The sequence below is a fragment of the Streptomyces griseoloalbus genome, assembly GCA_014650015.1.
Lineage (GTDB): Bacteria > Actinomycetota > Actinomycetes > Streptomycetales > Streptomycetaceae > Streptomyces > Streptomyces griseoloalbus.
The window spans coordinates 227,480-252,692 of sequence record BMUD01000006.1; the positions used below are offsets into that span (position 1 = coordinate 227,480).

Genomic DNA, 25,213 nt, shown 5'->3' on the forward strand with positions numbered 1-25,213 from the left:
GACGCCCCGCCTCTGACGCAGGTCACAGGCGGGGCGTGGGGCCGGACGGGGCCGGTGCGAATCCCCCGAACGGCGGCACCGGGTCCGGTGCGGGGGCCGGGGAGGAGCTAGACGCGGACGCCGAACATGAACGGGCCGCCGATGGTGTTCATCGACTCGTAGCGCACGACGGTGCCGGTGCGCGGGGCGTGGATGATCTGGCCGTTGCCCGCGTAGAGGCCCACGTGGTGCAGGTCGTTGAAGAAGAAGACCAGGTCGCCGACCTTGAGCTGGCTCACCGAGTAGATCCTGGTGCCGGCGCCGGTCTGGGCCTCGGACGTGCGCGGGATGGCGACGCCGGCCTGGGCGTACGCCCACTGGGTCAGGCCCGAGCAGTCGTAGGAGGACGGGCCGGTGGCGCCGTAGACGTAGGGGGAACCGAGCTTGCTCTGGGCGGCGGCGTAGGCCGCGGCGGCGCGTCCGGAGCCGGCCGGGACGTTGGTGGTGAGGGCGTCGCGCTCGCTGGTGCGGGTGGCGCGGTTCTGCTCCTCGGCGAGCTGGGCCTTCTCCGCGGCGGTCAGGCTGTTGAGCAGCTTCTGCGCGGAGGCGAGCTTGGCCTGGACTTCCTTCTTCTTGTTGCCCAGTTCGGTGCGGGTGGAGGCGAGGTCCTCGAGCTTCTCGGACGCCTCGGAGCGCTGCTGGGCGAGTTCGCGCTGCTTCTCCTGGATCTTCTTCAGCGCGTCGACCTGCTGGGTGCTCAGCTGGTCGAGGGTGGACGCCTTGTCGAGGTAGTCGTCCGGGTCCGAGGAGAGGAAGAGCTGGACGGAGGGGTCGATGCCGCCGCTGCGGTACTGGGCGCTGGCCATCGAACCGAGGCCGTCGCGCAGCTCGTTGAGCTCCTGCTGGCCGCGGGCGACGTTGTCCTGGATGGTGGAGATCTCCTTCTGGAGCTTCTCCTGCTTCTCCTTGGCCCCGTTGTACTTCTCGGTGGCCTGCTCCGCCTGCTCGTAGAGCTTGTCGACCTTGGCCTTGACCTCGTCCTTGCTCGGCTTCTCGCTGGGAGCGGCGTTGGCGGCCTGCGAGCTCATGACTACGGCAGCTGCGGCAGCGGTGGTGAGCACGGTCACACGTGCGCGGCTCGGCTGCTTGGGACGACGGTGGGACGCCACGGAGACGAGCTCCTTCTCGAGAGTGATCGCGCGGTCGCGGGTTCGAAGGCAGACCCTAGTGATTCTCTTGTGATCAGTTCAAATCCCTGGGCACAAAATCTCCGTTACAGCGCGTGTATTTGGTCTCAACTCACCTGCAGTGATGCTTCCTTGACGCTACGTTGCGTGACGGAACCGTCAATTCGGGCATAGATCACGTACGTTGCAGGGGGGATGGAAGTCAATCAGGTGCCATGAAAGCGGTGTGAAGAGAGCGGTGGGACGAACCGCTCTCAGGAGAGCCTCTTGAGGAGCATCGCCGAGGCGACCGGGCGGGCGCCCGCGCGGGCGACTCCGTCGGCGACCTCGCGGTCGGTGGAGGCGACGATGACGGGCCGCCCGGGCGGCTCGGCGCGCACCAGCTGGCGGATCAGCTCGTCGGCGGTGACGCCCGGCTTGGAGAAGAGCACCCGCACCCCGCGCGGCGGCGCCAGCAGCACCGGCGCGGCCAGTTCGGCGCCGTCGAACACACAGGTGACCTCGGCGCCGGTCTGGGCGGCGAGCTGGGCGAGCTGGCCCAGCAGGCGCAGGCGCTGCTTCTCCAGCGGCATCTGGGGATAGCCGGTCTTGGTGACGTTGTAGCCGTCGACGACCAGATGCGCCTGCGGCAGCGCCAGCAGCTGGTCCAGGACGGCCGGGTCGTGCTCGGACAGCGCGCGGGCGGCGATGTCCTTCGGGGTCATGCGCCCCGGCTCGACGGCGTCCACGGTCTCGGCGGGCCGCACGGACACCGGGGGCAGCGCCAGCTCGCGGCGCAGCCCCTGGGCGGCGTCCAGCACGGTGTCCAGCAGCAGCCGTACGCGCATGTCCTCCACGCTGCGGCCCTCCCGGGCGGCCCGGCGCGCGGCCTCCAGCGCGGCCTCGGTCTCCCCCAGCCGGGCCTTGAGACGGCGGCTCTCGCTCTCGGCGGCCGACACCTGGGCGTGCCCCTCGGCGCGCACGGTCTCCATCTCGCCCCGCAGCTTGCGCAGGGCGGCCTCGCCGCGCTTGACGTCGCTGAGCGCGGACCGCAGCTTGCGGTGCAGCGCGTCGGCTTCCTTCTTCGCCGACTCCAGCTCGGTGCGCAGCCGCTCGGTCTCGGCCTTGGTGTGCTCGCGGGCGCGGGCGAGGTCGGCGCGCAGCCGCTCCAGCTCGGCCCGGTTCTCCTCGTCGGCGCGCTCGGCGTCGGCGCGCTGCGCCTCCTCGCCGGCGGCGGTCACCAGCTTCACCCAGCCTGCCGGGCGCAGCACATAGGCCGCGGCCGCCACGTCGAGCGGGTCGGCGGCCGGGGGCGGGGAGCCCGATTCGAGGGCGCCGGTCAGTTCCGGCTGGGCCTCCTTGAGCCGCTCCCCGATGCGCTGCCGGAACAGCGGATCGGTCTCCAGCGCCGCGGCCATGGCGTTGCCGGCGAACTTGGCGCGCCGGTTCGGGGCGAACCGGGCGTACTGTCTGAGCTGGGCGGGCAGCTCGGTGACCGTGAGCCCGCCGAAGCCGTCGGCGACGATCTGGACGACCCGGCGGCGCACTCCGTCGGGCAGCGGACGGTCGAGCACCTCGGCGGTGCCGTCCTGCGGCCCCCTGCCCGTGCTCTCCACCATCCGTCACACCCCAATGCCTGTGTGCGACCCCACGTGCGGGGTCGCCGTCAGCGGGGCCCTCCCCCAGTCTCGACTTCGCTCGAGCGGGAGGGACCCCCTTCGCTCAGGAGCCGGCGCCCGGCCTGTCCACGAGTTCCACCTGGTCGACCGCGTTGCACCAGCGGCATCGCACCGACTCGATCGTCTCATCGAGCACCTCGCGCTCCTCGACCTCGGGCTCTCCCGCCAGGTCGAGGTGGACGTACTCGACGACCTTCGACGAGCGGGTCACGTCGAAGCGGGTGAGGTTGCCGCAGAGGGTGCAGCGCCACCGCGTCGAGGCGGTCGGCAGAGGAACCGTCATCGTGGCTGTTCGCCTTCCTTCCAGTGTCCGTGACGCACCGGTCTCCCCGGTGCGTGTGGCACGTAACCCTACGGCCTGGCGGCTGCCCGTCGCCCGCCCGTCCACGGCGGCGAGGCGGTCTGTGCGGTTGCGTCCGGTTACGTCATGCTCTGTGTTCATGATCCGCAAGTGGACCGCGTCGGCCGCCGGGGCGATCCGGGGCGCCTCCGCGCCGGTGACCCGCACCCTCATCGTCCTGTGCTGCCTGGTCTTCCTGATCGGGCCCGCCTCGGGCCTCGATCCGGCCCACGGCTCCGGGGAGGAACTGGTCGCCGCGCAGCGGGCCTATTTCCGGCACTGGGGGGTGATTCCCGCAGACCTGTTCGAAGGATCCCCCGGGGCCGTCCTCACCCCGGCCACGGCACTGTTCGTGCACGGCAGCTGGGTGCATCTGCTCGGCAACATGCTGTTCCTCCACGTCTTCGGAACGATGACCGAGGCACGGATGGGCCGGGTGCGGTTCACCCTGTGCTACGCCGGCTGCGGCTCCCTCGCGCTGCTGGGATACGCCGCCGCCAACGCGGACTCCGAGCGGTCCCTGGTCGGTGCCTCCGGGGCGATCTCGGCGGTTCTCGGCGCGTTCCTCTTCCTTTTCCCCCGGGCGCGGGTGACCAGTCTCCTGCCGTTCCTGTTCTTCCTGCCGGTGCGCCTGCCGGCGTGGGTGGTGGTGCCGTTCTGGGCGGCGTTGCAGTGGCTGGCGGCGGGGCGGGCGGACGACGGGCCGGGGGTCGCGTATCTGGCGCACCTGGTGGGGTTCGGGCTGGGCTTCGGCTACGCGTGGGTGTGTTCCGGCAGGGCGACTACAGTGAAGGCCACCCCCGCTCCGGCCCCCGAGGGAGAGAACCAGCCGTGATCACCGCGATCGTCCTCATCAAGACCAGCGTGGACCGGATTCCCGAGATCGCGGAACAGATCGCCGCGCTGGACAGCGTCAGCGAGGTCTTCTCCGTCACCGGCACCTACGACCTGATCGCCATGGTCCGGGTCCGGGAGCACGAGGACCTGGCGGAGGTCATCCCCGGCCGGATCAGCAGGATCCCGGGCGTGGAGGGGACCGACACGCACGTGGCGTTCCGCACCTACTCGCAGCACGACCTGGAGGCGGCGTTCGCCATCGGCCTGGACAGCTGAGGTCATGGACGGCTCGGGCGGATGAAGAGTTCTTCATCGAGGACTCATCCGGGCCGTCCGGATCGGGCCGCAGGATCGGGTCATGGTCTTCACTCGCCGGATGGCGGCCCTGGCCGCCGTCGTACTGATCCCGCTGGGCGTCGCCGCGACCAGCTTCGCGCTCTCCGACAGCCCCGAGCGGCCCAAGGTGCCGCCGCGGGTCGAGCTGGACAGCGGCTCGCCCACTCCCCCGTCCACAGCGCCGTCGGCGAGCCCTGACCCCACGCCGAGCGACGAGGTCGTCTCCCGGCCTCCGTTGACCGACAGCCCGGCGGGTGATGACGATGACGACGACGGAGGCCAGGACTCCTCGGACGACGGCCCCGGCGGGGACGACGGACCGGGCGACGACGGCTGACGGCCCGCGGCGGCGGCTCTCCGCCCGGGTCCGCATCCTGCTCTGGCTGCTGTTCGTCATGGCGGTCGCGCTCGCCTCGGTGGCCACGACCACCCGCTCCTTCCTGCTGCGGGACGTCGACCACCGGATCAACGGCCTGCTCACCCAGGAGGCCGGAGAGTTCGTCAACTTCGAGCAGCGCGGCTTCGACCCGGAGACGGGCCGGCCCTTCACCGCACCGGACCGGCTGCTGCGGGTCTTCCTGGAGCGGCAGTACGCCGACCCGGACGAGGAACTGCTCGGCCTGGTGGCGCGGCACAGCGGCGGACCCGCGCAGATCATCCAGCCGCGTGACCTGCCCGTCGCCCTGCCCCTGCACCGGGACCCCGACGCCCGGCGCCGCATCTTCGACTCGCCCGACCCCACCGGTGTGCTGCACCGGCCCGAGGGCGAGATCCGCTGGGCCAAGGTGACCGTGGCCCCGGCCGGCGGCGGCGCGCCCGCGGCGGCGTTCGTCGTCGCCTTCCACCCCGAGCGTGAAGTGGCCCGGGCGGACGAGGTGTTCCGGGTGCTGCTCGCCATCTCCGGGGTGGCCCTGCTGCTGACCACCGGCATCGGCTGGGCGGTCGCCGGGCGCATCCTGCAGCCCGTGCGGCTGGTGCGCACCGCCGCCGCGCAGCTCACCGAGCAGGACCTCACCCGCCGTATCCCGGTGCGCGGCCGGGACGACATCGCGGCCCTCGCCGAGACGTTCAACGCGATGCTCGACCGCCTCGAACGGGCCTTCGCCGCGCAGCGCCAGTTCGCCGACGACGCCGGCCACGAGCTGCGCACCCCGATCACCATCGTGCGCGGCCATCTGGAGCTGATGGGCGACGACCCGGCCGAACGCGAGGAGACCGTCCGTCTGGTCACCGACGAACTGGACCGGATGAGCCGCATCGTGGAGGACCTGCTGCTGCTCGCCAAGGCCGAACGCCCCGACTTCGTCACGCCCGAGCCCGTGCAGCTCGCCGAACTCACCGCCGACGTCTACGTCAAGGCCCGCACCCTGGGCGAGCGCGACTGGCAGCTCACCGACATAGCCGACCGGGAGGCGGAACTGGATCCGCAGCGGATCACCCAGGCGATGGTGCAGCTGGCGCAGAACGCGGTGCAGCACACCACCGCCGGCCAGACCATCCGCATCGGCTCCCGCGCCGAGGGCAACCGGATCGAGCTGTACGTCGCCGACTCCGGCCCCGGAATCCGGGTGCAGGACCGGGAGCTGATCTTCGAACGGTTCCGGCGCGGCACCGCCCGGCGCGGCGCGCGCGGCTCGGGCGCCGGACTCGGCCTGTCGATCGTCAAGGCGATCGCGGAGGGCCACGGCGGCCGGGTCCGCCTGCACGACACCGAGGGCGGCGGCGCCACCTTCGTACTGACGCTGGACCGATCCCGAGAAGAGGCACGCCCGTGAACCGCATTCTGATCGTCGAGGACGAGGAGCGCATCGCCTCCTTCGTGGAGAAGGGCCTGCGCGCCAACGGCTTCACCACCACCGTCGTCCCCGACGGGGAGGCCGGTTACGAGTACGCGCTGACCGGCGGTTTCGACCTGGTCGTGCTGGACATCGGGCTGCCCGGCAGGGACGGCTTCACGGTGCTGCGCGAACTGCGCGAGTCCCGGGTGACCACACCGGTGATCGTACTGACCGCGCGGGACTCGGTACGGGACACGGTGGCCGGCCTGGAGGGCGGCGCCGACGACTGGATGACCAAGCCGTTCCGCTTCGAGGAACTGCTCGCCCGGGTGCGGCTGCGGCTGCGCACGGCGGCCCGGGCGCCCGAGGTGACGGTGCTCAAGTCGGGCGACCTCACCCTGGACCTGCGGACCCGCAGGGCGCGGGCCGCGCAGCGCACGGTCGATCTGACGGCCCGTGAATTTGTGCTCCTGGAACTGTTCCTGAGGCACCCCGGGCAGGTACTCTCCCGCGAGCAGATCCTTTCCCATGTGTGGGGCTACGACTTCGACCCGGGCTCCAACATCGTGGACGTGTACGTGCGGGCGCTGCGCAAGAAGCTCGGCGCGGAGAAGGTGGAGACGGTCCGCGGGATGGGCTACCGGCTCCCCGGGTGAAGTTCCCCTCATCTTCGGCTCATCGGCGGCTCACGGCCGGGGTGAATCGTCGAAGACGTGAGCCTGAATCCCCGACTGACAGCCGCCCTGTGCGTGGCCCTCTCGCTGTGCGCGCTGCTCGCGGTGCCCGGCAACTTCCCCGGCCTCGGCGGGGACGCGCGTGTCACCCTCGCCGTGTTCGCGCTGGCGACCTGCGCCTGGATCGGTACGCCGATCGACGACACGTACATCGCCCTGGGCGCCGGACTCGCGCTGACGGTCACCGGGGTGATCAGCAGCGACACCCTCTTCGGCACCCTGGGCGACTCGACGGTGTGGCTGCTGATCTGCGCGTTCGTGCTCGCGGCCGCGGTGGCCCGGACCGGGCTCGCGGGGCGGGCGGCCACCTTCCTGGTCGGCGGGGCGCGTACCGTACGGCAGTTGACGCACCTGACGACGGCCGCGCTGGTCGTCACCGCGTTCGCGGTGCCCGCCACCTCGGGCCGGGCCGCGCTCGCCCTGCCCGTGTTCCTGGCCCTCGCCAAGGCCCTCGCCGACCGCAGACGACTGGTCGTGATGCTGGCGCTGCTCTTCCCGACCGTGATCCTCCTGTCGGCGGTGGCGACACTGATCGGCGCGGGCGCACATCTGATCACCGTGTCGGTGCTGTGGGAGGCGGCCGGGGAGCGGGTCGGGTTCACCGAGTGGCTGCTGCTGGGACTGCCGCTGGCCGTGGCCTCCTCCCATCTCGCCGCCGAGGTGGTCCTGTTCACCACCACCCGGCGCGCGGACCGCGAGGGCCCGGTGCACATCACCGCCGAGGAGATCCAGCGGCACAGCGACCGCCCGGTCACCGGCCCCTGGACGCAGGCCGAGAAGCGCTGCGCCCTGCTGCTGGCCACCGTCGTCGCCCTGTGGTGCAGTGAGCCGCTGCACCGGGTGCCGCCGGCCGTGGTCGCACTGATCGGCGCGATCGTCGCCGCCTCGCCGGCGCTGGGCACCGTACGGCTGAAGGACGCGCTGAAGACGGTCCCCTGGTCGCTGCTGCTGTTCATGGCGGCCACCATGGCGATGGGCGTGGCGCTCGGCGCGTCGGGCGCGGCGCAGTGGCTGGTCGGCGGGTTGCCGGAGGGGGTCACCCCGGTGATGTTCCTGGCGGTCGTCGTCGCGGTCAGCACGGCGGCCCATCTGGTCCTGCAGTCCCGCTCCGCCCGCTCCTCGGTGCTGGTCCCTCTGGTGGTCGCGGCGGCCGTGGGCGCCGGGGTCAACCCGGTCGCGGCGGCGCTCGCCTCCACCGCGGCGGCGGGCTTCTGCCACACGCTGCCGGCCTCAGCGAAGCCGGTCACGCTGTTCGCCGACATCCCCGGCACCCCCACCTACACCCCCCGCGACCTGCTGCGGCTGTCCGCGGTGCTGGCCCCGCTGACCGCCGCCCTGGTCCTGCTGTTCGCCGTCGCGGTGTGGCCGCTGCTCGGCGTGCCCGTGACCCGCTGACCCACCCGTACCACCGAGGCCCCCGGACCGCCGGGGACCCGACCCGCGAGGAGTCGTCCCATGCTCACCCGTGTCGTCGTAGCCCCCAGCGGCTTCAAGGAGTCGCTGTCCGCCCAGGCCGCCGCCGACGCCATCGCGGCGGGCGTGCGCCGGGTCCTGCCGGACGCCGAGATCGACCGGATCCCGCTGGTGGACGGCGGTGAGGGCACGGCCTCGGCGCTGGCCGCGGCGACCGGCGGCCGGCTGGTCGAGCTGGCCGCCACCGGCCCGGTCGGCGAACCGGTCGGCACCCACTTCGCGCTGCTCGGCTCCCGCGACACGGCGGTGGTGGAGATGGCGGCGGTCGCGGGCCTCTCCCTCGTCCCCCGCACCCGGCGCGACCCGGGCGCCACGACCACCTACGGCGTCGGGGAACTGATCCGCGCCGCGCTCGACCAGGGCGTACGGCGCGTCCTGGTGGGCTGCGGCGACTCGGGCACCTCCGACGGCGGCGCCGGTGCCCTCCAGGCCCTCGGCGCCCGACTGCTGGACGCGGACGGCTTCGAACTACCCCTCGGCGGAAGCGAGTTGACTCGACTGGCGCGCATCGACCCGACCGGCGTCGATCCCCGCCTCGCCGATGTCGAACTCCTCGTCGCCTGCAACCCGTTCAACGTGCTGTGCGGGGAGCGGGGAGTGGCCCGGGTGTTCGGGCCGCAGAAGGGGGCGACCCCGGAGCAGGTCGAGGAGTTGTCGTCGGGGCTGGAGAACTGGGCGCGGGTGCTGACCCGGGATCTCGCCGTCACCGGCATCGATCTGCGCCACGGCCGCGGTACGGGCGCCTCCGGCGGGCTCGGCGCCGGACTCGCCGCCCTGGGGGCGTCCCTCCTCCCGCGGTTCCCCGTCCTGCTGGACCATCTCGACCTGGACGCCCGTCTGGCCCGCGCCGATCTGGTGGTCACCGCCGAGGGCGCCCTGGATCTCCAGACGCCGCGCGGCAAGGTCCCGGCGGAGGTGGCCCGCCGCGCCAAGCTGTCGGGGCGTCCGGTGCTGGCCCTGGCGGGGACGCTCGGCGAGGGTGCGCACGAGGTGCCGGGCGTGGACGCCTGCCACGGCATCCTGCCCGCCCCGATGGCCCTGGCGGAGGCCCTGGTCCGGGGCGCCGAACTCCTCACCGACGCGACGGAACGTGCCCTGCGGATGATCGTGCTGGGCACCCGGCTGCCGGCACCGGCCGGCGTGCCCGACCCGGGGCTCCGCCCCGGATTCCGCTCCTCGGACGCCGAAGGGGCTGGATTCAGCCCGTCCGGCGTCTGAGGACGAGGTCCGTCCGGGGCCGGAGCGGGGGTCCGGGGGCGCAGCCCCAGGGACGGGACGGGACGGCGGGGGCGGGCAACGCCCCCGGTGGGACCCTCAGGCCCGGCCGGACGTGTCCGGCACGCAGCGCCCGTCCTCGGTGCGGTAGCTCCACCGCGCCCCGTCCCGTACGAGCTCCCGCACCGCCCGCACGAACCGCTCCACGTGCTCGTCGGGCGTCCCCGCGCCGAAGCTGACCCGGATGGCGTTGAGCGACTTCTCCCCGGGGGCCGCCTCGGGGGCGCCGCACTCGCCCTGGGCCTGCGGGTCACCGCCGAGCAGCGTGCGCACCAGCGGGTGCGCGCAGAACAGCCCGTCCCGTACGCCGATGCCGTACTCGGCGGACAGCGCGGCGGCGAAGTGGGAGCTGTTCCAGCCCTCGACGACGAAGGAGAGCACACCGACGCGCGGGGCGTCGTCCCCGAACAGGGACAGGAACCGCACCTCGGGAACGTCCGCGAGCCCTTCGCGCACCGCGCGGATCAGCTGCTCCTCGCGGGCGAGCAGGGTGTCGAATCCGGCCTCGGTGAGCGCCTTGCAGGCGGAGGCGATGGCGTGGGCGCCGATGACGTTGGGCGAGCCGGCCTCGTGGCGGGCGGCGCTGTCGTGCCACTCGACGTCCACTCCCCCGTCCGCGCGCCGGGTGACCCTGCGGCTGGCGCCGCCGCCCGCGAGGTAGGGCTCGGCCTCCCGCAGCCAGTCGGCGCGGCCGGCCAGCACACCGGAGCCGAACGGGGCGTACAGCTTGTGCCCGGAGAACGCCACCCAGTCGACGTCCAGGTCGCGGACGCTCACCGGGTGGTGCGGGGCGAGCTGGGCGGCGTCCAGCACGATCCGGGCACCGTGCGCGTGGGCGGCGGCGGCCAGTTCCCGTACGGGCCAGAGCTCGCCGGTGACGTTGGAGGCGCCGGTCACGCAGACCAGGGCCGGGCCGCGGGGGTCGCGGCCGGCGAGGACGCGCTCCAGGGTCTCCACGGCCTGCCGCGGGCTGTCGGGTGCGTCGAGGTAGGTGACACGGGCGTCGCGCCAGGGCAGCAGGGAGGCGTGGTGCTCGGTCTCGAAGACGAAGACCTCGCAGTCGCCGGGGAGCGCGGCGGCGAGCAGGTTGAGGGAGTCGGTGGTGGACCGGGTGAAGACCACCTGGTCCCCGGCGCGGCAGTCGAGGAACTCCGCGACGGTCCGGCGGGCGTTCTCGAACAGGTCGGTGGAGAGCTGGGAGAGGTAACCCGCGCCCCGGTGGACGCTGCCGTAGTACGGCGCGTACGCGGCGACGTCGTCCCACACGCGCTGGAGTGCGGGGGCGCTGGCGGCGTAGTCGAGGGCGGCGTAGGTGACCTCGCCACCGGTGACGAGCGGGACGGTGACATCCTGTCCCAGAACGGGCAGCGGGGCACAAACGGACTGGTCGGCGGCAGCGGTGGAGACGGACATGACGGAACTCCCGGTGAGGCAGGCGGAATCCCCCGCGCGAGCGCTCGACACCAAGCACGGCGGGGAAGGAAAAAAGGGTGTGCGGAGGCGGGGCTCTGCGGCCCTATCGCATTCGCTTGCTCACGGAAGGCTCCTCGACGACCAGGACCCCTGGCTCGCGAGGGGTCCGCGCTTGCCGTGCGCCTTGCTGCTCACGGCCTGGTCTTCACCCGGGGCACCCCGCCACGGACGGAGGGTTGCCGGACAGCCGGCCGGGGCCTGATGGCTGTCACTCATGACCTGGACAGGAAGGTACGTGAAATGATCGATGTCCCGCAACCCGTATCCGGATCGCGGGACATCTCCCGGGGCGGCGCTACGCGTTGCTGACGGTCACCCAGCGCTCCAGGACCCGCTTGGCGGCCCCCGAGTCGATCGCCTCGGCCGCCTTCGCCATGCCGGCGCGGATCTGCTCCGTCAGGCTGCCGCCGCCCGGCTCCAGGGCGACCAGCGCCGCCGCCGAGTTCAGCAGCACCGCGTCCCGCACCGGACCCGGCTCGCCGTCCAGCAGCCGGCGGGCGACCTCGGCGTTGTAGGAGGCGTCGGCGCCGCGCAGGGCCTCCACGGGCACCAGCTCGATACCGACCTCGCGGGGGTCGAAGGTCTGCGCGTCGACCTTGCCGTCGCGGACCACCCACACCCGCGAGGTGGCGGTGGTGGTCAGCTCGTCCAGCCCGTCGTCGCCGCGGAACACCAGCGTGGAGTTGCCGCGTTCGGCGAAGACGCCGGCCATGATCGGGGCCATCCGCGGGTCGGCGACGCCGACCGCCTGTGCCCGTACGCGCGCCGGGTTGGCCAACGGGCCGAGGAAGTTGAAGACCGTGCGGATGCCCAGTTGTCCTCGCGCGGCGGCCACATGGCGCAGCGCCGGGTGGAACTTCACCGCGAAGCAGAAGGTGATCCCGGCCTCCTCGGCGACCTCGGCGACCCGTCGCGGGGTCAGCTCCAGATTGACGCCGAGCTTCTCCAGGACGTCGGAGGCGCCGGACGCGGAGGACGCGGCCCGGTTGCCGTGCTTGACGACCTTCGCGCCGGTGCCGGCCACGACGATCGAGGACATGGTGGAGATGTTCACCGTCTTCGCGCCGTCCCCGCCGGTGCCGACGATGTCGACGGTGGCCCCGGGCACCTCGATCACGTTGGCGTGGTCGTACAGCGCCCGCACGCAGCCGGTGATCTCCTCGACGGTCTCGCCCTTGGCCCGCAGGGACACCGCGAACCCGGCGATCTGCGCGTCGGTCGCCTCACCGCGCATGATCAGGTCCATCGCCCAGGCGGTGTCGTCGGCGGACAGGTCCCGGCCGTCCAGCAGTCCGTTCAGCAGGGCGGGCCAGGAGCGGCCCGCCGCGGTGTCGCCTCCAGCGGGGGTCACAGCGCTCATGGCCGCTCCTGATGGTCGTAGAAGAGTCGCGGGGACCGGAAGGGTCCCGCGACCCACCCTATCCAGGTCCGGGGACGGCGAAGGGCCCCCGTCCGCAGAACGGACGGGGGCCCTTCGCCGTCGTGTGGCGACGTCGGTGAGGCGATCGGGTGATCAGTGGTGGCCGTGGCCGCTCGTGATCTCCTTGTACTCCTCGACGGTCGGCTTCGGGATCTGGGCGTCCTCGCCGTAGTAGCCCTTGCTCAGCTTGGCGCGCAGCTTCTCGGTCGCCTTCACCTTGCGCTCGACACCGTTCTCGTCGACCGTCGGGCCGATCTCGACCGGCTTGTACTGCTCGTGCGCGGTGAGGGTGTGCAGCTGCTCCTGGCTGAGCGGCTCGTGGACCTCGATGAACTCGCCGTGCGGCAGGCGCTTGATGATGCCCGACTCGCGGCCGTGCAGCACCTTGTCCTTGTCCCGGCGCTGCAGGCCGAGGCAGATCCGCTTGGTGACGATGAACGCCACGACCGGCGCCACGAAGAACGCGACCCGCACGAACCAGGTGATGGCGTTGATCGACAGGTGGAAGTGGGTGGCCCAGATGTCGTTGCCACCACCGACCAGGAGCACGAAGTACAGCGTGATCCAGGCGACGCCGAAGGCGGTGCGCGTCGGGGCGTTGCGCGGGCGGTCCAGGATGTGGTGCTCGCGCTTGTCGCCGGTGACCCAGGACTCGATGAACGGGTACACCGCGATGGCGACCAGGACCAGCGGGAAGATCAGCAGCGGGATGAACACGCCCAGGACGAGCGTGTGGCCCCAGAAGTTGATCTCCCAGCCCGGCATGACACGGATCAGGCCCTCGGAGAAGCCCATGTACCAGTCGGGCTGGGCGCCGGTGGAGACCATGTCCGGCCGGTACGGGCCGAGCGCCCAGATCGGGTTGATCGTGGCGATCGCCGAGATGGCCGCGAGTACACCGAAGACCAGGAAGAAGAAGCCTCCGGCCTTGGCCATGTACACCGGCAGCAGCGGCATGCCCACGACGTTCTTGTTGGTCTTGCCGGGGCCCGCGAACTGCGTGTGCTTGTGGTAGAAGACCAGGATCAGGTGGGCCACCACGAGGCCGAGCATGATGCCCGGCAGCAGCAGGACGTGGATCGAGAAGAACCTGGCCACGAAGTCGTCGCCGGGGAACTCGCCGCCGAACAGGAAGAACGAGAGGTACGTGCCGACGATCGGCACGGACAGGATCGCGCCCTCCATGAAGCGGATACCGGTGCCGGAGAGCAGGTCGTCCGGGAGCGAGTAGCCGGTGAAACCGGTGAACATGCCCAGGACGAACAGCAGGAAGCCGAACAGCCAGTTGATCTCACGCGGCTTGCGGAACGCGCCGGTGAAGAACACGCGCATCATGTGCACGAACATGCCGGCCAGGAAGACCAGCGCGGCCCAGTGGTGGATCTGCCGGATCAGCAGACCGCCGCGGACGTCGAAGCTGATGTCCAGCGTCGACTTGTAGGCCTCACTCATCAGCTGTCCCTGCAGCGGGACGTAGCTGCCGTGGTACTCCACCTCGTTCATCGACGGGTGGAAGAACAGCGTCAGGTACACACCCGTGAGGATGATGATGAGGAAGCTGTAGAGGCAGACCTCACCCAGCATGAACGACCAGTGGTCGGGGAAGATCTTGCGCATGTTGGCCTTGGCCAGGGAGTAGATCCCCAGCCGGCCGTCCGCCCAGTCGGCGACGCGTTCGCCGGCCGGGGCTTTACCGCGCGAGCGGCCCGCCGCGTCAGCGGCCGGTGTGCCCGTGGTGGAGGTCGTAGTACTCATCCGCGCTCCCAGAAGGCAGGACCGACAGGCTCGTCGAAGTCGCCGAGCGCTTCGAGGTAGCCCTCGTCGTTCACGCCGATGCGCAGCTGCGGCAGGGCGTGACCGGCGGGACCGAAGATCACCCGGGCACCGTCGGCGAGGTCGAAGGTGGACTGGTGACAGGGGCACAGCGCGTGGTGCGTCTGCTGCTCGTACAGCGAGATCGGGCAACCGACGTGGGTGCAGATCTTCGAGTACGCGACGATGCCCTCGTGCGACCACTCGAGCTGGCGCTTGTCCTTGATGTCGTCCGGCTGGATACGGACCAGCATCAGGGCGGCCTTGGCGATCTCGGTCTGGAACTCGTGGTCGTGCTCCTCCAGGCCCTCGGGCTTGGCGAAGGTCAGCGAGCCCACGATGATGTCGGACGGCCGCATCGGCTCGTTCGTGTTCATGTTCACGAGCAGCTTGCCCTTGGACCACAGGGTGTGGCGCAGCTTGGTGCCGGGCAGCGGCCCGAGGTCACGCAGCAGCACCACGCCGGAGAGCGGGAACAGGGCGAGCGCGCCGAACATCGTGTTGCGGATCAGCTTGCGGCGGCCGAGCGCCGACTCCTTGGCACCCTGGCGGAAGTCGTCCATGACCTTCGCCCGGACCTCGGAAGGTGCCTCGATCGGGTGCCGCTCGTCGGCGAGCTCCTGGTCCGACATCAGCGTGCGGGCCCAGTGGACCGCGCCGGCGCCGATGGCGAACAGGGCGACACCGAGGGTCATGCCGAGCGCGAAGTTCAGCGCGCTGAGGTGACCGAGCGGGAAGATGTAGACCGACCTGTCGACCGGGATCGTCACGTAGGACGCGATGAAGGCGACGGTGGCCAGCATCGACAGCGTGAACAGCAGGGCGACCGTGCGCTCGGACCGCTTGGCGGCCCGCTCGTCGATGTCCTGGATCCGGTGCTCGTGGGGCGGCAGGCCCGGGTCGGCGAACGGGTTCTTCTCGTCCGCGACGCGTACCGCGCCGTGTGCGGTGCCCTGCTCAGCGGGCAGGTTCTCTTCGGGAATGTCTTGGCTACTCATGACTTCTTGGCCTTTGCGGTCCGAGCGGCGACCCAGACGGCGACCGCGATCAGCGCGCCCAGTCCGAAGACCCACGCGAACAGCCCCTCCGAGACCGGGCCGAGGCCGCCCAGCTCCAGGCCGCCGGGGCTCTCGGTCTCTTCGCCGTTGACCGCGTGCAGGTACGCGATGATGTCCTTCTTATTCTGCTCCGACAGCGTGCTGTCGGGGAAGGAGGGCATGTTCTGCGGGCCGGTGAGCATGGCCTCGTAGATGTGCTTGGGGGTGACGTCCTCGAGGGTCGGGGCGTACTTGCCGTGCGTGAGCGCACCGCCCTTACCGGTGAAGTTGTGGCACTGCGCGCAGTTGTTGCGGAACAGCTCACCGCCCTTGGCGATGTCGGCACCCTGGGGGCCGTACTGCTGCTCGGTCGGAACGGCCGGGCCGGCGCCCAGGGAGGCGATGTACGCCGCCAGCTGGTCGATCTCGGCCTGGCTGTAGATGTTCTTCTTGCGCGGGACCTGCGCGCCCTGCGAGGTGGCGGCCGGCATGCGGCCGGTGCTCACCTGGAAGTCGACGGCCGCGGCGCCCACGCCCACCAGGCTCGGGCCGTCGGACGTGCCCTGACCGCCGGTGCCGTGGCAGCTGGCGCAGCCGACCGAGTAGAGCTTCTTGCCCTCCTCGATCGTGAGGGACTGGGCAGTTTCGTCGGCCTGTGCCTTGCCCGCGGGTGCGAACACGGCGTACAGCCCCCCGGTGCATGCCAGCGCGAGGAGTAGGACGACGAGCGCCGCCATCGGGTGGCGTCGTCGTGCGGAGAGCTTTTTCACGGATTACCCCGGTGTCAGGATCTTCTGCGTCGATGCTTCTGGTTGGTGCGCCGCTTCGAGCGCGCGCGGGTGTGGGCCCGGCTACTTGATCATGTAGATCGTGGCGAAGAGGCCGATCCAGACGACATCGACGAAGTGCCAGTAGTAGGACACGACGATGGCCGCGGTCGCCTGCTCGTGGGTGAACCTCCGAGCCGCGTAGGTCCGGCCCAGGACCAGCAGGAAGGCGATGAGACCGCCCGTCACGTGCAGGCCGTGGAAGCCGGTGGTCAGGTAGAAGACCGAGCCGTACGGGTCGGAGGAGAGGGACAGGCCCTCGTGCTTGACCAGCTCGGTGTACTCGAAGACCTGACCGCCGATGAAGATCGCACCCATGATGAAGGTGACGATGAACCACATCCGGAGCTTCTTCACGTCACCGCGCTCGGCGGCGAAGACGCCGAGCTGGCAGGTGAGCGAGGAGAGCACCAGGATCGTGGTGTTCGTCGCCGAGAACGGGAAGTTCAGGGTGTCGGCCTTCTCGGCCCAGAACTCCGGACCGGTCACCGATCGCAGGGTGAAGTACATCGCGAAGAGGGCCGCGAAGAACATCAGCTCGGAACTCAGCCAGATGATGGTTCCGACGCTGGTGAGGTTCGGTCGGTTGACCGACGGGTGCGCGTGCCCGGTATCTACTGTCGTTGCTGTCGCCACGCCGACATTATGTCGGTCGCTTATCCCGCCCTCACTCCCGGGGGTGCCGTTCGGTGTGTTCGCCCGTCCTGTACTGCCCGGATGGCCCACCGGACGCCCCTTCGAAGCCGTGTCCGAACCAGTGTTGACAAGCGGTCCGAGGGGGTAGCATCCGCGCCATCGGTACCCGAAGTTCCCGACAGAGCCGTGCCCTCTCTCTTACGCGTGGAGGAACAATGCAGGCGACCGCCACGGTGCTGGTCTACAGCGACGACGCCAACACCCGGGAGCAGGTGCGGCTGGCCACCGGGCGGCGGCCGGCGCCGGACGTGCCCGTCGTGGAGTTCGTGGAGTGCGCGACCCCGGCCGCCGTGCTCACGGAGCTGGACCGGGGCGGCATCGACGTCTGTGTGCTGGACGGCGAGGCCGTGCCGATGGGCGGCATGGGGCTGTGCCGCCAGATCAAGGACGAGGTCTTCAACTGCCCGCCGGTGCTGTTGCTGATCGGGCGGCCGCAGGATGCGTGGCTGGCGACGTGGAGCCGCGCGGAGGCCGCGGTCACCTTGCCGGTGGAGCCGGTGGAGTTCGCCTCCGCGCTGGCGGCCCTGCTGCGGCAGAAGTTCTTGCAGAGCGCCTAGGAGCTCGGTGCGTGCCGCGGCGGGCGCGGGGCCGTCGCGGCTTCCCGCGCCCCCGCGGCAAAGCCGCACATCGCCACGGCCCCCGCGCCCTCTGGGGGGTCACACCGCCGTCGGCCTCAGACGTGCCGCCTCCTGGGGGTTCGGGGACGTGTCGGCAGTCAGGGCGCTGCCCGCCTGCCAATGGGTCCAGTCCAGGTTCCAGTCGCCGTAACCGTTGCCGAAGGGCTCCATGGTGCGGCCGGCCGAGTTCACCACCTCGACGACGTCGCCCTCACGGACGGTGTCGAAGAACCACTGCGCGTTGTCGGTGTTCATGCCCACGCAGCCATGGCTGACGTTGGCGAAGCCCTGGGAGCCGACGGACCACGGGGCGGCGTGGACGTACTCGCCGCTCCAGGTCACCCGGGTGGCGAAGTGGACGTCCATGTCGTACGACTCGGCGGAGCCCTCGGCGATGCCGACGGTGCTGCTGCGCATACGTACGAGGCGTTCCTTGGCGAGGACGACCTTGACGCCGTTGCGGGTCTCGAAGCCGGGCTTGCCGGTGGTGACGGCGATCTGCTTGATCACCTCGTCGTTCTTGTAGACCGTCAGCTGGTGCGTGGCGGCGTCGGTGACGGCTATCACCCGGTCGCCGGTGCGGATCGTCAGGGGCTCGGCCGTGCCGCCCCGGAGCCGGTCGTTGATCTTGATTCCCTCCAGGGTGCTGCGCACGCTGACGGTGGCGTGGGCGGGCCAGTAGTCCTGGGGACGGTAGTGCAGCTTCTTGTCGTCCACCCAGTGCCAGGTGCCGGTCACGGCGGGCGTGGATTCGACCTTCAGGGCGCGTTCCACCACGGCCCGCTGGGCGCGGTCCTCGACGGGTGCGTCCAGCTCGGCGGTGAGGGGCTGGCCGACGCCGTAGGTGCCCGCCTTGGGCCCGAAGGTGACGCCCAGGGGCTTGGTCGTGGCGGGCTTGCCGGTGGTGAAGGTGAGGACCTTGCGGCCGGGTGCCCCGTCCTCGTCCTCGGTGCTCACCCGGACCGTGTACCGGGCGTTGGCGGCGAGCGGTGAGGTGCTGTGCCAGCGGCTGCCGTCGGCGGCCAGTTCGCCCGCCACGTGGCGGCCGGAGGCGTCCAGGGCGGTGACGTCCGTGATGCGCCCGTCGGAGTCCTCGGCGACGACTTCCAGGGGCTTGTCGGGGTCGGCCCGCTTGCCCGCGTCGACGGATCCGCCGAAGGAGATCTGGTCCGCCGCGTCGTACGGCTCGGCGGACAGCGGGCTGCCGTCCGACACGCAGCCGGTGGCGCCCGCGCCGAGGGCGATCACCAGCAGCGTGCAGCCGACGACGCGGCTCCCGCGGCCGGCGCCCGCCCCACGAGGGGACTCTGTGTGTCTCATGGCCTCACGCTAGGAAGCCTCGTCGGCTACGGCTCACTGGGCGGCCCGAACGGGTGAGGCGGGCGGGCAACGGCAGGGCCCGGACCCTCCTGGCGGAGTGTCCGGGCCCCGGAGTGCCGTGCCGTGTGTTACTGGGTGCGGTTCTCACCGCGGTAGTACTCGAAGACCCAGCCCCAGAGGCCGACCAGGAGCAGCGGCGCCGAGAAGTACATCAGCCACCAGCCGATCGCGACGGCCATGAAGGCCAGGGCACCACCCACGGCCAGGGAGAGCGGCTGCCAGCTGTGCGGGCTGAAGAACCCGACCTCGCCGGCGTCGTCGGCGACGTCCGCCTCCTTGTTGTCCTGCGCGCCCACGTCGACCCGCTTGGCCGTGAAGCCGAGGTAGAAGCCGATCATGATGCTCAGACCGAAGGCCAGGAAGAGGGCGGTGGTACCGGCCGGCTCCTTCGACCACACGCCATAGACGACCGCCATGGCGAGGAGGAAGACGCTCAGCCACATGAACATCTTGCCCTGGATCTTCACTTGCCGGCCTCCTTGCCCCCAGCGAGGGCCTTCTCGCCGTGACCGGCGTTCTCGAGCTCGTCGAGTGCGGCGATCTCCGGGTGGTGCAGGTCGAACGCCGGGGATTCACTGCGGATCCGCGGCAGGGTGAGGAAGTTGTGGCGCGGCGGCGGGCAGGAGGTCGCCCACTCCAGGGAGCGGCCGTAGCCCCACGGGTCGTCGACGCCGACCGGCTTGCCGTACTTGGCCGTCTTCCAGACGTTGTAGAAGAACGGCAGGACCGACAGGCCGAGCAGGAACGAGGCGATCGTGGAGACGGTGTTCAGCGCGGTGAAGCCGTCGGCCGCGAGGTAGTCCGCGTACCGGCGCGGCATGCCCTCGGCACCCAGCCAGTGCTGGACGAGGAAGGTGCCGTGGAAGCCGATGAACAGCGTCCAGAAGGTGATCTTGCCGAGGCGCTCGTCGAGCATCTTGCCGGTGAACTTCGGCCACCAGAAGTGGAAGCCGGCGAACATCGCGAACACCACCGTGCCGAACACCACGTAGTGGAAGTGCGCCACCACGAAGTAGCTGTCCGAGACGTGGAAGTCCAGCGGCGGCGAGGCCAGGATGACACCGGTCAGACCACCGAAGAGGAAGGTGACCAGGAAGCCCATCGACCACAGCATCGGCGTCTCGAAGGACAAGGACCCCTTCCACATGGTGCCGAGCCAGTTGAAGAACTTCACACCCGTGGGAACCGCGATCAGGAAGGTCATGAAGGAGAAGAACGGCAGCAGCACACCGCCGGTCACATACATGTGGTGCGCCCACACCGTCACCGACAGACCCGCGATCGCGATGGTCGCGCCGATCAGGCCCATGTAGCCGAAGATCGGCTTGCGGGAGAAGACCGGGATGACCTCACTGATGATGCCGAAGAACGGCAGCGCGATGATGTACACCTCGGGATGGCCGAAGAACCAGAACAGGTGCTGCCACAGCAGCGCCCCTCCGTTGGCCGAGTCGAAGATGTGCGCACCGAACTTGCGGTCCGCCTCAAGGGCGAACAGCGCGGCGGCAAGCACCGGGAAGGCGAGCAGGACCAGCACACCGGTCAGCAGCACGTTCCAGGTGAAGATCGGCATGCGGAACATCGTCATGCCCGGGGCGCGCATGCAGATGATCGTGGTGATGAAGTTGACCGAGCCGAGGATGGTGCCGAAGCCGGAGAACGCCAGACCCATGATCCACATGTCGGCGCCGATGCCCGGCGAGCGGACCGCGTCCGACAGCGGGGAGTAGGCGAACCAGCCGAAGTCGGCCGCCCCGTCCGGGGTGAGGAAACCACCGACCGCGATCAGCGAGCCGAACAGGTACAGCCAGTAGGCGAACATGTTCAGCCGCGGGAACGCCACGTCCGGCGCGCCGATCTGCAGCGGCATGATCCAGTTCGCGAAACCGGCGAACAGCGGCGTCGCGAACATCAGCAGCATGATCGTGCCGTGCATCGTGAACGCCTGGTTGAACTGCTCGTTCGACATGATCTGCAGACCCGGCCGGGCCAGCTCGGCACGCATGACCAGAGCCATGACGCCACCGATGCAGAAGAACGCGAACGACGTCACCAGATACAGCGTGCCGATCGTCTTGTGGTCCGTGGTCGTCAGCCACTTGACCACGACGTTGCCTGGGTGCTTGCGCCGTACCGGCAGCTCGTTCTCGTAAGAGTCCTCAGCTGCCGCGGCACCCTGGGGTTCGTTGAGGATGCTCACAGGTTGTTCGTCTCCCGGTTCTTCTCGTGGCTCGTCTGCGCGATGCCGGCGGGAACGTAACCGGTCTGCCCCTTCTTCACGAGGTCCTTGAGGTGCTGCTCGTAGCGCTCGGGGGAGACGACCTTCACGTTGAACAGCATCCGGGAGTGGTCGACGCCGCAGAGCTCGGCGCACTTGCCCAGGAAGGTGCCCTCACGGTTGGGGGTCACCTCGAAGGCGTTGGTGTGGCCCGGGATGACGTCCTGCTTCATCAGGAACGGCACCACCCAGAAGGAGTGGATGACGTCGCGCGAGGTCAGCACGAAGCGGACCCGCTTGCCCTCGGGCAGCCACAGGGTGGGGCCCGGGTTGTTCGTCTGGGGGTTCCGGGTACCGGGGGTACCGCAGTCGTAGACGCCGCCGGCGTCGGCCGGGAACGCCTCCTTGTACCGGTCCGGAATCGCCGCGAGGTCCTTGGACTTCTTGGCGTCACCGGTGGAACCGTCGACGTTCTCGACGTAGTTGAAGCACCAGCTCCACTGGAAGCCCACCACGTTGACCGTGACGTCGGGCTTCTTCTCGAGCTTGAGCAGCTCGGACTCGTCACGGGCGGTGAAGTAGAAGAACACCGAGACGATGATGAGCGGGACCACCGTGTACAGCGCCTCGATGGGCATGTTGTACCGGGTCTGCGGAGGAACTTCGACCTTGGTGCGGCTGCGCCGGTGGAAGAAAGCACTCCACAGGATCAGCCCCCACACCAGCACGCCGACGGCGAGCGCGGCGGCCCAGGACCCCTGCCAGAGGGAGAGGATCCGCGGAGCCTCTTCCGTGGTGGGGGTGGGCATACCGAGGCGGGGGAAGTCCTCCCATGTGCAACCGGTGGCGGTCGCCAGGACCAGGCCCGCGGTCAGTGCCTGCAGCAGCTTCCGCCGCTTGGGGCGCCGCGGCGAGCGGTCGGAGCCGTTGGGACTCACGTAGCGCCTTCCCGAGAGTCTCGCCCGCGCTGTACGGCTGCGGCCTGGCCTTCTCGCTGGTCGGTCGCCGCCCTGCGTCGGGCAGGGGTTTGGATGTTTATGCGGACCAAACCCTAGCCGACGCCCTCCGGGGGGTCGCGGGGAGGGGTGCCGTACGCGCCGCGCGTTACACCGGGCGCCTCATCACCCGGAGGTACGGGTCGTCTCGCGGCTGCCGCTGCGCCGTGGTCGGTCGCGCGGTTCCCCGCGCCCCTTCGTGGCGCTTAGCGTTGGGGTGTGTCCTACTTTGACGCCGCTTCGGCCGCTCCCCTTCATCCCGTTGCCAGGCAGGCCCTGATGGCCTCTCTTGACGAGGGGTGGGCGGATCCTGCCCGGCTCTACAGGGAGGGGCGGCGCGCCCGGCTGCTGCTGGACGCCGCGCGTGAGGCCGCCGCGGAGGCCGTGGGGTGCCGGGCGGACGAGTTGGTGTTCACCCCGTCCGGTACCCGGGCGGTCCACTCCGGGATCGCGGGGGCGCTGGCCGGGCGGCGGCGCGTCGGACGTCACCTGATCGTGTCAGCTGTCGAACACTCATCGGCGCTCCACGCGGCGGAAGTCCACCAGGCCGACGGGGGGTCGGTCACCGAGGTGGCGGTGGAGCGCACGGGAGCCGTGAACCCGTCCGTCTACGCCGAGGCGCTGCGGCCGGACACCGCGCTGGCCTGTCTGCAGTCGGCCAACCACGAGGTGGGGACCGTGCAGCCGGTGGCCGAGGTGGCCGAGGCGTGCCGGGCGGCGGGGGTGCCGCTGCTGGTGGACGCGGCCCAGTCGCTGGGCTGGGGCCCGGTCGGGGGCGACTGGTCGCTGCTCGCGGCGAGCGCCCACAAGTGGGGCGGCCCCGCGGGGGTCGGGCTGCTCGTCGTACGCAAGGGGGTGCGGTTCGCGCCCCAGGGGCCGCGGGACGAGCGGGAGATGGGCCGGGCGGCCGGGTTCGAGAACCTGCCGGCGATCGTGGCCGCGGCGGCGTCGCTGCGGGCGGTGCGGGCGGAGGCGGCCGAGGAGGCGGCACGACTGCGGGAACTGACGGAGCGGATCCGGGCGCGGGTGCCGCGACTGGTGCCGGACGTGGAGGTGGTCGGCGATCCGGAGCGGCGGCTGCCGGGGGTCGTCACCTTCTCCTGTCTCTATGTCGACGGGGAGACCCTGCTGCACGAGCTGGACCGCGCGGACTTCTCCGTCTCGTCCGGGTCGTCCTGCACCAGCAGCACGCTGACGCCCAGCCATGTGCTGAGGGCGATGGGCGTGCTCAGCGAGGGCAACATCCGCGTCTCGCTGCCGCCGGGGACGCGTCAGGAGGACGTCGAGCGGTTCCTGGCCGTCCTGCCGGAGGTGGTGGCGGGGGTGCGGGAGAAGCTGGGCGCTCCGGTGTCCGCCGGGGACGTCCTGGCGCAGGAGAGGGACGAGGCCCTGGTCGTGGACGCGCTGGGGCGGCGGTGCCCGATCCCGGTGATCGAGCTGGCCAAGGTGATCGGGGACGTGCCGGTGGGCGGCACGGTACGGGTCCTCTCGGACGACGAGGCGGCCCGGCTGGACATCCCGGCGTGGTGCGAGATGCGCGGTCAGGAGTACGTGGGTGAGGAGCCGGCGGACCGGGGTGCGGCCTACGTGGTCCGCCGGGTGAGCTGAACGCCCTTTCCGGGGGCGCGGGGAACCGCGCGTCCGCGGGGGCGCGGGGCTGTGCCCCGGTGCGGCTCCGCCGCGGGGGCGCGACCGGCCCCACGCACCCGCGCCCCTGAGATCAGCTCAGATGCTCGCGGACCTCCTCGGCCGCCTCGTCCCCGTACGCCTTGGTGAACCGCTCCATGAAGTGGCCCCGCCGCAGCTGGTACTCCTGTGTACCGACCGTCTCGATGACGAGGGTGGCCAGCATGCAGCCGACCTGCGCCGCGCGCTCCAGGCAGACGCCCCAGGCGAGGCCCGACAGGAAGCCGGCGCGGAACGCGTCGCCGACGCCGGTCGGGTCGGCCTTGCGCTCCTCGTCGGGGCAGCCGACCTCGATCGTCTCCCCGCCGGCCCGCTCGATGCGGACACCACGCGCGCCGAGGGTGGTGACGCGGTGGCCGACGCGGGAAAGGATCTCGGCGTCGGTCCAGCCGGTCTTGGTCTCGATGAGCCCCTTCTCGTACTCGTTGGAGAAGAGGTAGGTCGCCCCCTCCAGCAGTATCCGGATCTCCTCGCCGTCCATCCGGGCGATCTGCTGGGAGAAGTCGGCGGCGAACGGGATGTTCCGGGAGCGGCACTCCTCGGTGTGCCGGAGCATGCCCTCCGGGTCGTCGGCGCCGATGAGGACCAGGTCGAGGCCGCCCACGCGGTCGGCGACGGTCTTCAGCTCGATCAGCCGGGCCTCGCTCATCGCGCCCGTGTAGAAGGAGCCGATCTGGTTGTGGTCGGCGTCCGTGGTGCACACGAAGCGGGCGGTGTGCAGGGTGTCGGAGATACGGACGGAGTCGGTGTCGACGCCGTGCCGGTCCAGCCAGGCCCGGTACTCGTCGAAGTCGAAGCCGGCGGCTCCGACGAGGATCGGGCGGGTGCCGAGCTGGCCCATCCCGAAGGCGATGTTCGCTCCCACGCCGCCCCGGCGGACGTCGAGGTTGTCGACCAGGAAGGACAGCGAGACCGTGTGCAGCTGGTCCGCGACGAGCTGGTCGGCGAAGCGCCCGGGGAAGGTCATGAGGTGGTCGGTGGCGATGGAGCCGGTGACTGCGATGCGCACGGCGTGGATTCTCCTGAGGGAGGCGGTTTGACACTTCACGCTACCGGGTGCGAACCAGGCGCAGAAGCGACTGAAACTACCCGATAGTAGATCTTTCTTCGTGACCTTCGGCGTGCATACGGTGCAGACATGACGAACCGCGAGCCGCACTTGCATGTTCCGGCTGACCCGGAGGGGGAATGGGCGTCGCTGCGCGGCGACTGCGCCCGGATGGTTCCGCACTGGACGGTTCCGGACCGGGTCGCCGCCCGGCCGGTCTCCCCGTCCCTGATCCACGGCGTGAACGTGCCGCCGTCGTCCGCGCGGCTGCTGGACGCCATGTCGGAGTACGGCGACTGAGGAGACCCGGGAACCGTGCGCTCCCCCGCTGCGTCCCATCGCTGTCCCCCGTAAAGGGGATGCCGGATACGACCCACCAGCAGGCCCGGTGTCACCGGGAAGGGTTT

The 25,213-nt window shown here is 70.8% G+C and carries 24 protein-coding genes and 1 riboswitch; of the genes, 10 read left to right on the plus strand and 14 right to left on the minus strand.

Features of this window, described 5'->3' with window-relative positions:
• Window positions 1-107 precede the first annotated feature (107 nt).
• The 3 genes from IE178_RS11705 to IE178_RS11715 all read right to left on the minus strand — a co-directional run bounded on the left by IE178_RS11705 (window position 108) and on the right by IE178_RS11715 (window position 3,107).
• Window positions 108-1,148 (minus strand): C40 family peptidase, encoded by a 1,041-nt coding sequence (locus IE178_RS11705; RefSeq protein WP_184763334.1) that lies wholly within the window; start codon window positions 1,146-1,148, stop codon window positions 108-110.
• 272 nt (window positions 1,149-1,420) lie between these two features.
• Window positions 1,421-2,764, minus strand: coding sequence for an NYN domain-containing protein (locus tag IE178_RS11710; RefSeq protein WP_193512179.1), 1,344 nt, complete (start codon window positions 2,762-2,764; stop codon window positions 1,421-1,423).
• Between the two features lie 103 nt (window positions 2,765-2,867).
• The gene (locus IE178_RS11715) at window positions 2,868-3,107 is read right to left on the minus strand and encodes a hypothetical protein (protein ID WP_106414590.1); all 240 of its coding nucleotides are present in this window, start codon (window positions 3,105-3,107) and stop codon (window positions 2,868-2,870) included.
• 157 nt (window positions 3,108-3,264) lie between these two features.
• On the opposite strand from IE178_RS11715, the gene IE178_RS11720 reads away from it, so the two are divergent.
• The 7 genes from IE178_RS11720 (at window position 3,265) to IE178_RS11750 (ending at window position 9,540) form a co-directional block, all read left to right on the plus strand.
• Window positions 3,265-3,999 carry a rhomboid family intramembrane serine protease gene (locus IE178_RS11720; protein WP_184763332.1) on the plus strand — a complete coding sequence of 245 codons (735 nt, stop codon included), beginning with the start codon at window positions 3,265-3,267 and terminating at the stop codon, window positions 3,997-3,999.
• Entirely contained in the window at window positions 3,996-4,277 is a 282-nt protein-coding gene (locus IE178_RS11725) for an Lrp/AsnC family transcriptional regulator (RefSeq protein WP_103543497.1), read from the plus strand. The genes IE178_RS11720 and IE178_RS11725 overlap by 4 nt, the downstream gene beginning before the upstream one ends.
• An 82-nt stretch (window positions 4,278-4,359) precedes the next feature.
• Complete coding sequence (locus tag IE178_RS11730) at window positions 4,360-4,674, plus strand: small secreted hydrophilic protein (protein ID WP_184763331.1); 315 nt, start codon at window positions 4,360-4,362, stop codon at window positions 4,672-4,674.
• Window positions 4,601-6,112: a sensor histidine kinase gene (locus IE178_RS11735; RefSeq protein WP_184763330.1), complete on the plus strand. Its 1,512-nt coding sequence runs from the start codon at window positions 4,601-4,603 to the stop codon at window positions 6,110-6,112. The genes IE178_RS11730 and IE178_RS11735 overlap by 74 nt, the downstream gene beginning before the upstream one ends.
• Window positions 6,109-6,771, plus strand: coding sequence for a response regulator transcription factor (locus IE178_RS11740; protein ID WP_184763329.1), 663 nt, complete (start codon window positions 6,109-6,111; stop codon window positions 6,769-6,771). Before IE178_RS11735 ends, IE178_RS11740 begins: the two co-directional genes overlap by 4 nt.
• A gap of 57 nt (window positions 6,772-6,828) precedes the next feature.
• Entirely contained in the window at window positions 6,829-8,244 is a 1,416-nt protein-coding gene (locus IE178_RS11745; RefSeq protein ID WP_184763328.1) for an SLC13 family permease, read from the plus strand.
• 60 nt (window positions 8,245-8,304) lie between these two features.
• The gene (locus IE178_RS11750) at window positions 8,305-9,540 is read left to right on the plus strand and encodes a glycerate kinase (RefSeq protein WP_318279991.1); all 1,236 of its coding nucleotides are present in this window, start codon (window positions 8,305-8,307) and stop codon (window positions 9,538-9,540) included.
• A 96-nt stretch (window positions 9,541-9,636) separates the two neighbouring features.
• On the opposite strand, the gene IE178_RS11755 is transcribed toward IE178_RS11750, so the two are convergent.
• The 6 genes from IE178_RS11755 to ctaE all read right to left on the minus strand — a co-directional run bounded on the left by IE178_RS11755 (window position 9,637) and on the right by ctaE (window position 16,802).
• On the minus strand, window positions 9,637-11,010 hold the full coding sequence (locus IE178_RS11755) for an aminotransferase class V-fold PLP-dependent enzyme (protein ID WP_193512180.1): 1,374 nt from the start codon (window positions 11,008-11,010) through the stop codon (window positions 9,637-9,639).
• Window positions 11,011-11,173: 163 nt separating this feature from the next.
• A riboswitch (SAM riboswitch) is annotated at window positions 11,174-11,290 on the minus strand.
• A 75-nt stretch (window positions 11,291-11,365) separates the two neighbouring features.
• A complete protein-coding gene (gene trpD / locus IE178_RS11760) occupies window positions 11,366-12,430 on the minus strand; it encodes an anthranilate phosphoribosyltransferase (RefSeq protein ID WP_193512181.1) in 1,065 nt (354 codons plus the stop codon).
• Between the two features lie 153 nt (window positions 12,431-12,583).
• Window positions 12,584-14,245 carry a cytochrome bc1 complex cytochrome b subunit gene (gene qcrB / locus IE178_RS11765; protein ID WP_184763324.1) on the minus strand — a complete coding sequence of 554 codons (1,662 nt, stop codon included), beginning with the start codon at window positions 14,243-14,245 and terminating at the stop codon, window positions 12,584-12,586.
• Window positions 14,242-15,300: a cytochrome bc1 complex Rieske iron-sulfur subunit gene (qcrA, locus tag IE178_RS11770; protein WP_184763323.1), complete on the minus strand. Its 1,059-nt coding sequence runs from the start codon at window positions 15,298-15,300 to the stop codon at window positions 14,242-14,244. The genes qcrB and qcrA overlap by 4 nt, the downstream gene beginning before the upstream one ends.
• Complete coding sequence (gene qcrC, locus IE178_RS11775) at window positions 15,297-16,109, minus strand: cytochrome bc1 complex diheme cytochrome c subunit (RefSeq protein WP_193512182.1); 813 nt, start codon at window positions 16,107-16,109, stop codon at window positions 15,297-15,299. The genes qcrA and qcrC overlap by 4 nt, the downstream gene beginning before the upstream one ends.
• A gap of 81 nt (window positions 16,110-16,190) precedes the next feature.
• The gene (ctaE, locus tag IE178_RS11780) at window positions 16,191-16,802 is read right to left on the minus strand and encodes an aa3-type cytochrome oxidase subunit III (protein WP_142195845.1); all 612 of its coding nucleotides are present in this window, start codon (window positions 16,800-16,802) and stop codon (window positions 16,191-16,193) included.
• A gap of 215 nt (window positions 16,803-17,017) precedes the next feature.
• On the opposite strand from ctaE, the gene IE178_RS11785 reads away from it, so the two are divergent.
• Window positions 17,018-17,419 (plus strand): response regulator, encoded by a 402-nt coding sequence (locus IE178_RS11785; RefSeq protein WP_193512183.1) that lies wholly within the window; start codon window positions 17,018-17,020, stop codon window positions 17,417-17,419.
• A gap of 99 nt (window positions 17,420-17,518) precedes the next feature.
• On the opposite strand, the gene IE178_RS11790 is transcribed toward IE178_RS11785, so the two are convergent.
• The 4 genes from IE178_RS11790 to ctaC all read right to left on the minus strand — a co-directional run bounded on the left by IE178_RS11790 (window position 17,519) and on the right by ctaC (window position 22,015).
• Entirely contained in the window at window positions 17,519-18,799 is a 1,281-nt protein-coding gene (locus IE178_RS11790) for a L,D-transpeptidase (RefSeq protein WP_193512184.1), read from the minus strand.
• 128 nt (window positions 18,800-18,927) lie between these two features.
• The gene (locus tag IE178_RS11795) at window positions 18,928-19,326 is read right to left on the minus strand and encodes a cytochrome c oxidase subunit 4 (RefSeq protein WP_184763319.1); all 399 of its coding nucleotides are present in this window, start codon (window positions 19,324-19,326) and stop codon (window positions 18,928-18,930) included.
• Complete coding sequence (gene ctaD / locus IE178_RS11800; protein ID WP_193512185.1) at window positions 19,323-21,059, minus strand: aa3-type cytochrome oxidase subunit I; 1,737 nt, start codon at window positions 21,057-21,059, stop codon at window positions 19,323-19,325. The genes IE178_RS11795 and ctaD overlap by 4 nt, the downstream gene beginning before the upstream one ends.
• Window positions 21,056-22,015 (minus strand): aa3-type cytochrome oxidase subunit II, encoded by a 960-nt coding sequence (gene ctaC / locus IE178_RS11805; RefSeq protein WP_193512186.1) that lies wholly within the window; start codon window positions 22,013-22,015, stop codon window positions 21,056-21,058. The genes ctaD and ctaC overlap by 4 nt, the downstream gene beginning before the upstream one ends.
• A gap of 276 nt (window positions 22,016-22,291) precedes the next feature.
• Between ctaC and IE178_RS11810 the strand changes: the two genes are divergently transcribed.
• Window positions 22,292-23,680, plus strand: a complete 1,389-nt coding sequence (locus IE178_RS11810) for a cysteine desulfurase/sulfurtransferase TusA family protein (protein WP_193512187.1) — start codon at window positions 22,292-22,294, stop codon at window positions 23,678-23,680.
• Between the two features lie 112 nt (window positions 23,681-23,792).
• On the opposite strand, the gene IE178_RS11815 is transcribed toward IE178_RS11810, so the two are convergent.
• Window positions 23,793-24,767, minus strand: coding sequence for a carbohydrate kinase family protein (locus IE178_RS11815; protein ID WP_184763315.1), 975 nt, complete (start codon window positions 24,765-24,767; stop codon window positions 23,793-23,795).
• A 129-nt stretch (window positions 24,768-24,896) separates the two neighbouring features.
• Here IE178_RS11815 and IE178_RS11820 point away from each other — a divergent pair, with 129 nt between their 5' ends.
• A complete protein-coding gene (locus IE178_RS11820; protein ID WP_184763314.1) occupies window positions 24,897-25,106 on the plus strand; it encodes a hypothetical protein in 210 nt (69 codons plus the stop codon).
• The last annotated feature ends 107 nt before the right edge of the window (window positions 25,107-25,213 follow it).

Coding starts and splice junctions, on each gene's coding strand:
- IE178_RS11750 (WP_318279991.1), top strand. CDS start 8,305: ATGCTCACCCGTGTCGTCGTAGCCCCCAGCGGCTTCAAGGAGTCGCTG.
- trpD (WP_193512181.1), bottom strand. CDS start 12,430: ATGAGCGCTGTGACCCCCGCTGGAGGCGACACCGCGGCGGGCCGCTCC.
- IE178_RS11790 (WP_193512184.1), bottom strand. CDS start 18,799: ATGAGACACACAGAGTCCCCTCGTGGGGCGGGCGCCGGCCGCGGGAGC.
- IE178_RS11710 (WP_193512179.1), bottom strand. CDS start 2,764: ATGGTGGAGAGCACGGGCAGGGGGCCGCAGGACGGCACCGCCGAGGTG.
- IE178_RS11720 (WP_184763332.1), top strand. CDS start 3,265: ATGATCCGCAAGTGGACCGCGTCGGCCGCCGGGGCGATCCGGGGCGCC.
- IE178_RS11715 (WP_106414590.1), bottom strand. CDS start 3,107: ATGACGGTTCCTCTGCCGACCGCCTCGACGCGGTGGCGCTGCACCCTC.
- qcrA (WP_184763323.1), bottom strand. CDS start 15,300: ATGAGTAGCCAAGACATTCCCGAAGAGAACCTGCCCGCTGAGCAGGGC.
- IE178_RS11730 (WP_184763331.1), top strand. CDS start 4,360: ATGGTCTTCACTCGCCGGATGGCGGCCCTGGCCGCCGTCGTACTGATC.
- IE178_RS11755 (WP_193512180.1), bottom strand. CDS start 11,010: ATGTCCGTCTCCACCGCTGCCGCCGACCAGTCCGTTTGTGCCCCGCTG.
- IE178_RS11820 (WP_184763314.1), top strand. CDS start 24,897: ATGACGAACCGCGAGCCGCACTTGCATGTTCCGGCTGACCCGGAGGGG.
- qcrB (WP_184763324.1), bottom strand. CDS start 14,245: ATGAGTACTACGACCTCCACCACGGGCACACCGGCCGCTGACGCGGCG.
- IE178_RS11785 (WP_193512183.1), top strand. CDS start 17,018: ATGCAGGCGACCGCCACGGTGCTGGTCTACAGCGACGACGCCAACACC.
- IE178_RS11735 (WP_184763330.1), top strand. CDS start 4,601: ATGACGACGACGGAGGCCAGGACTCCTCGGACGACGGCCCCGGCGGGG.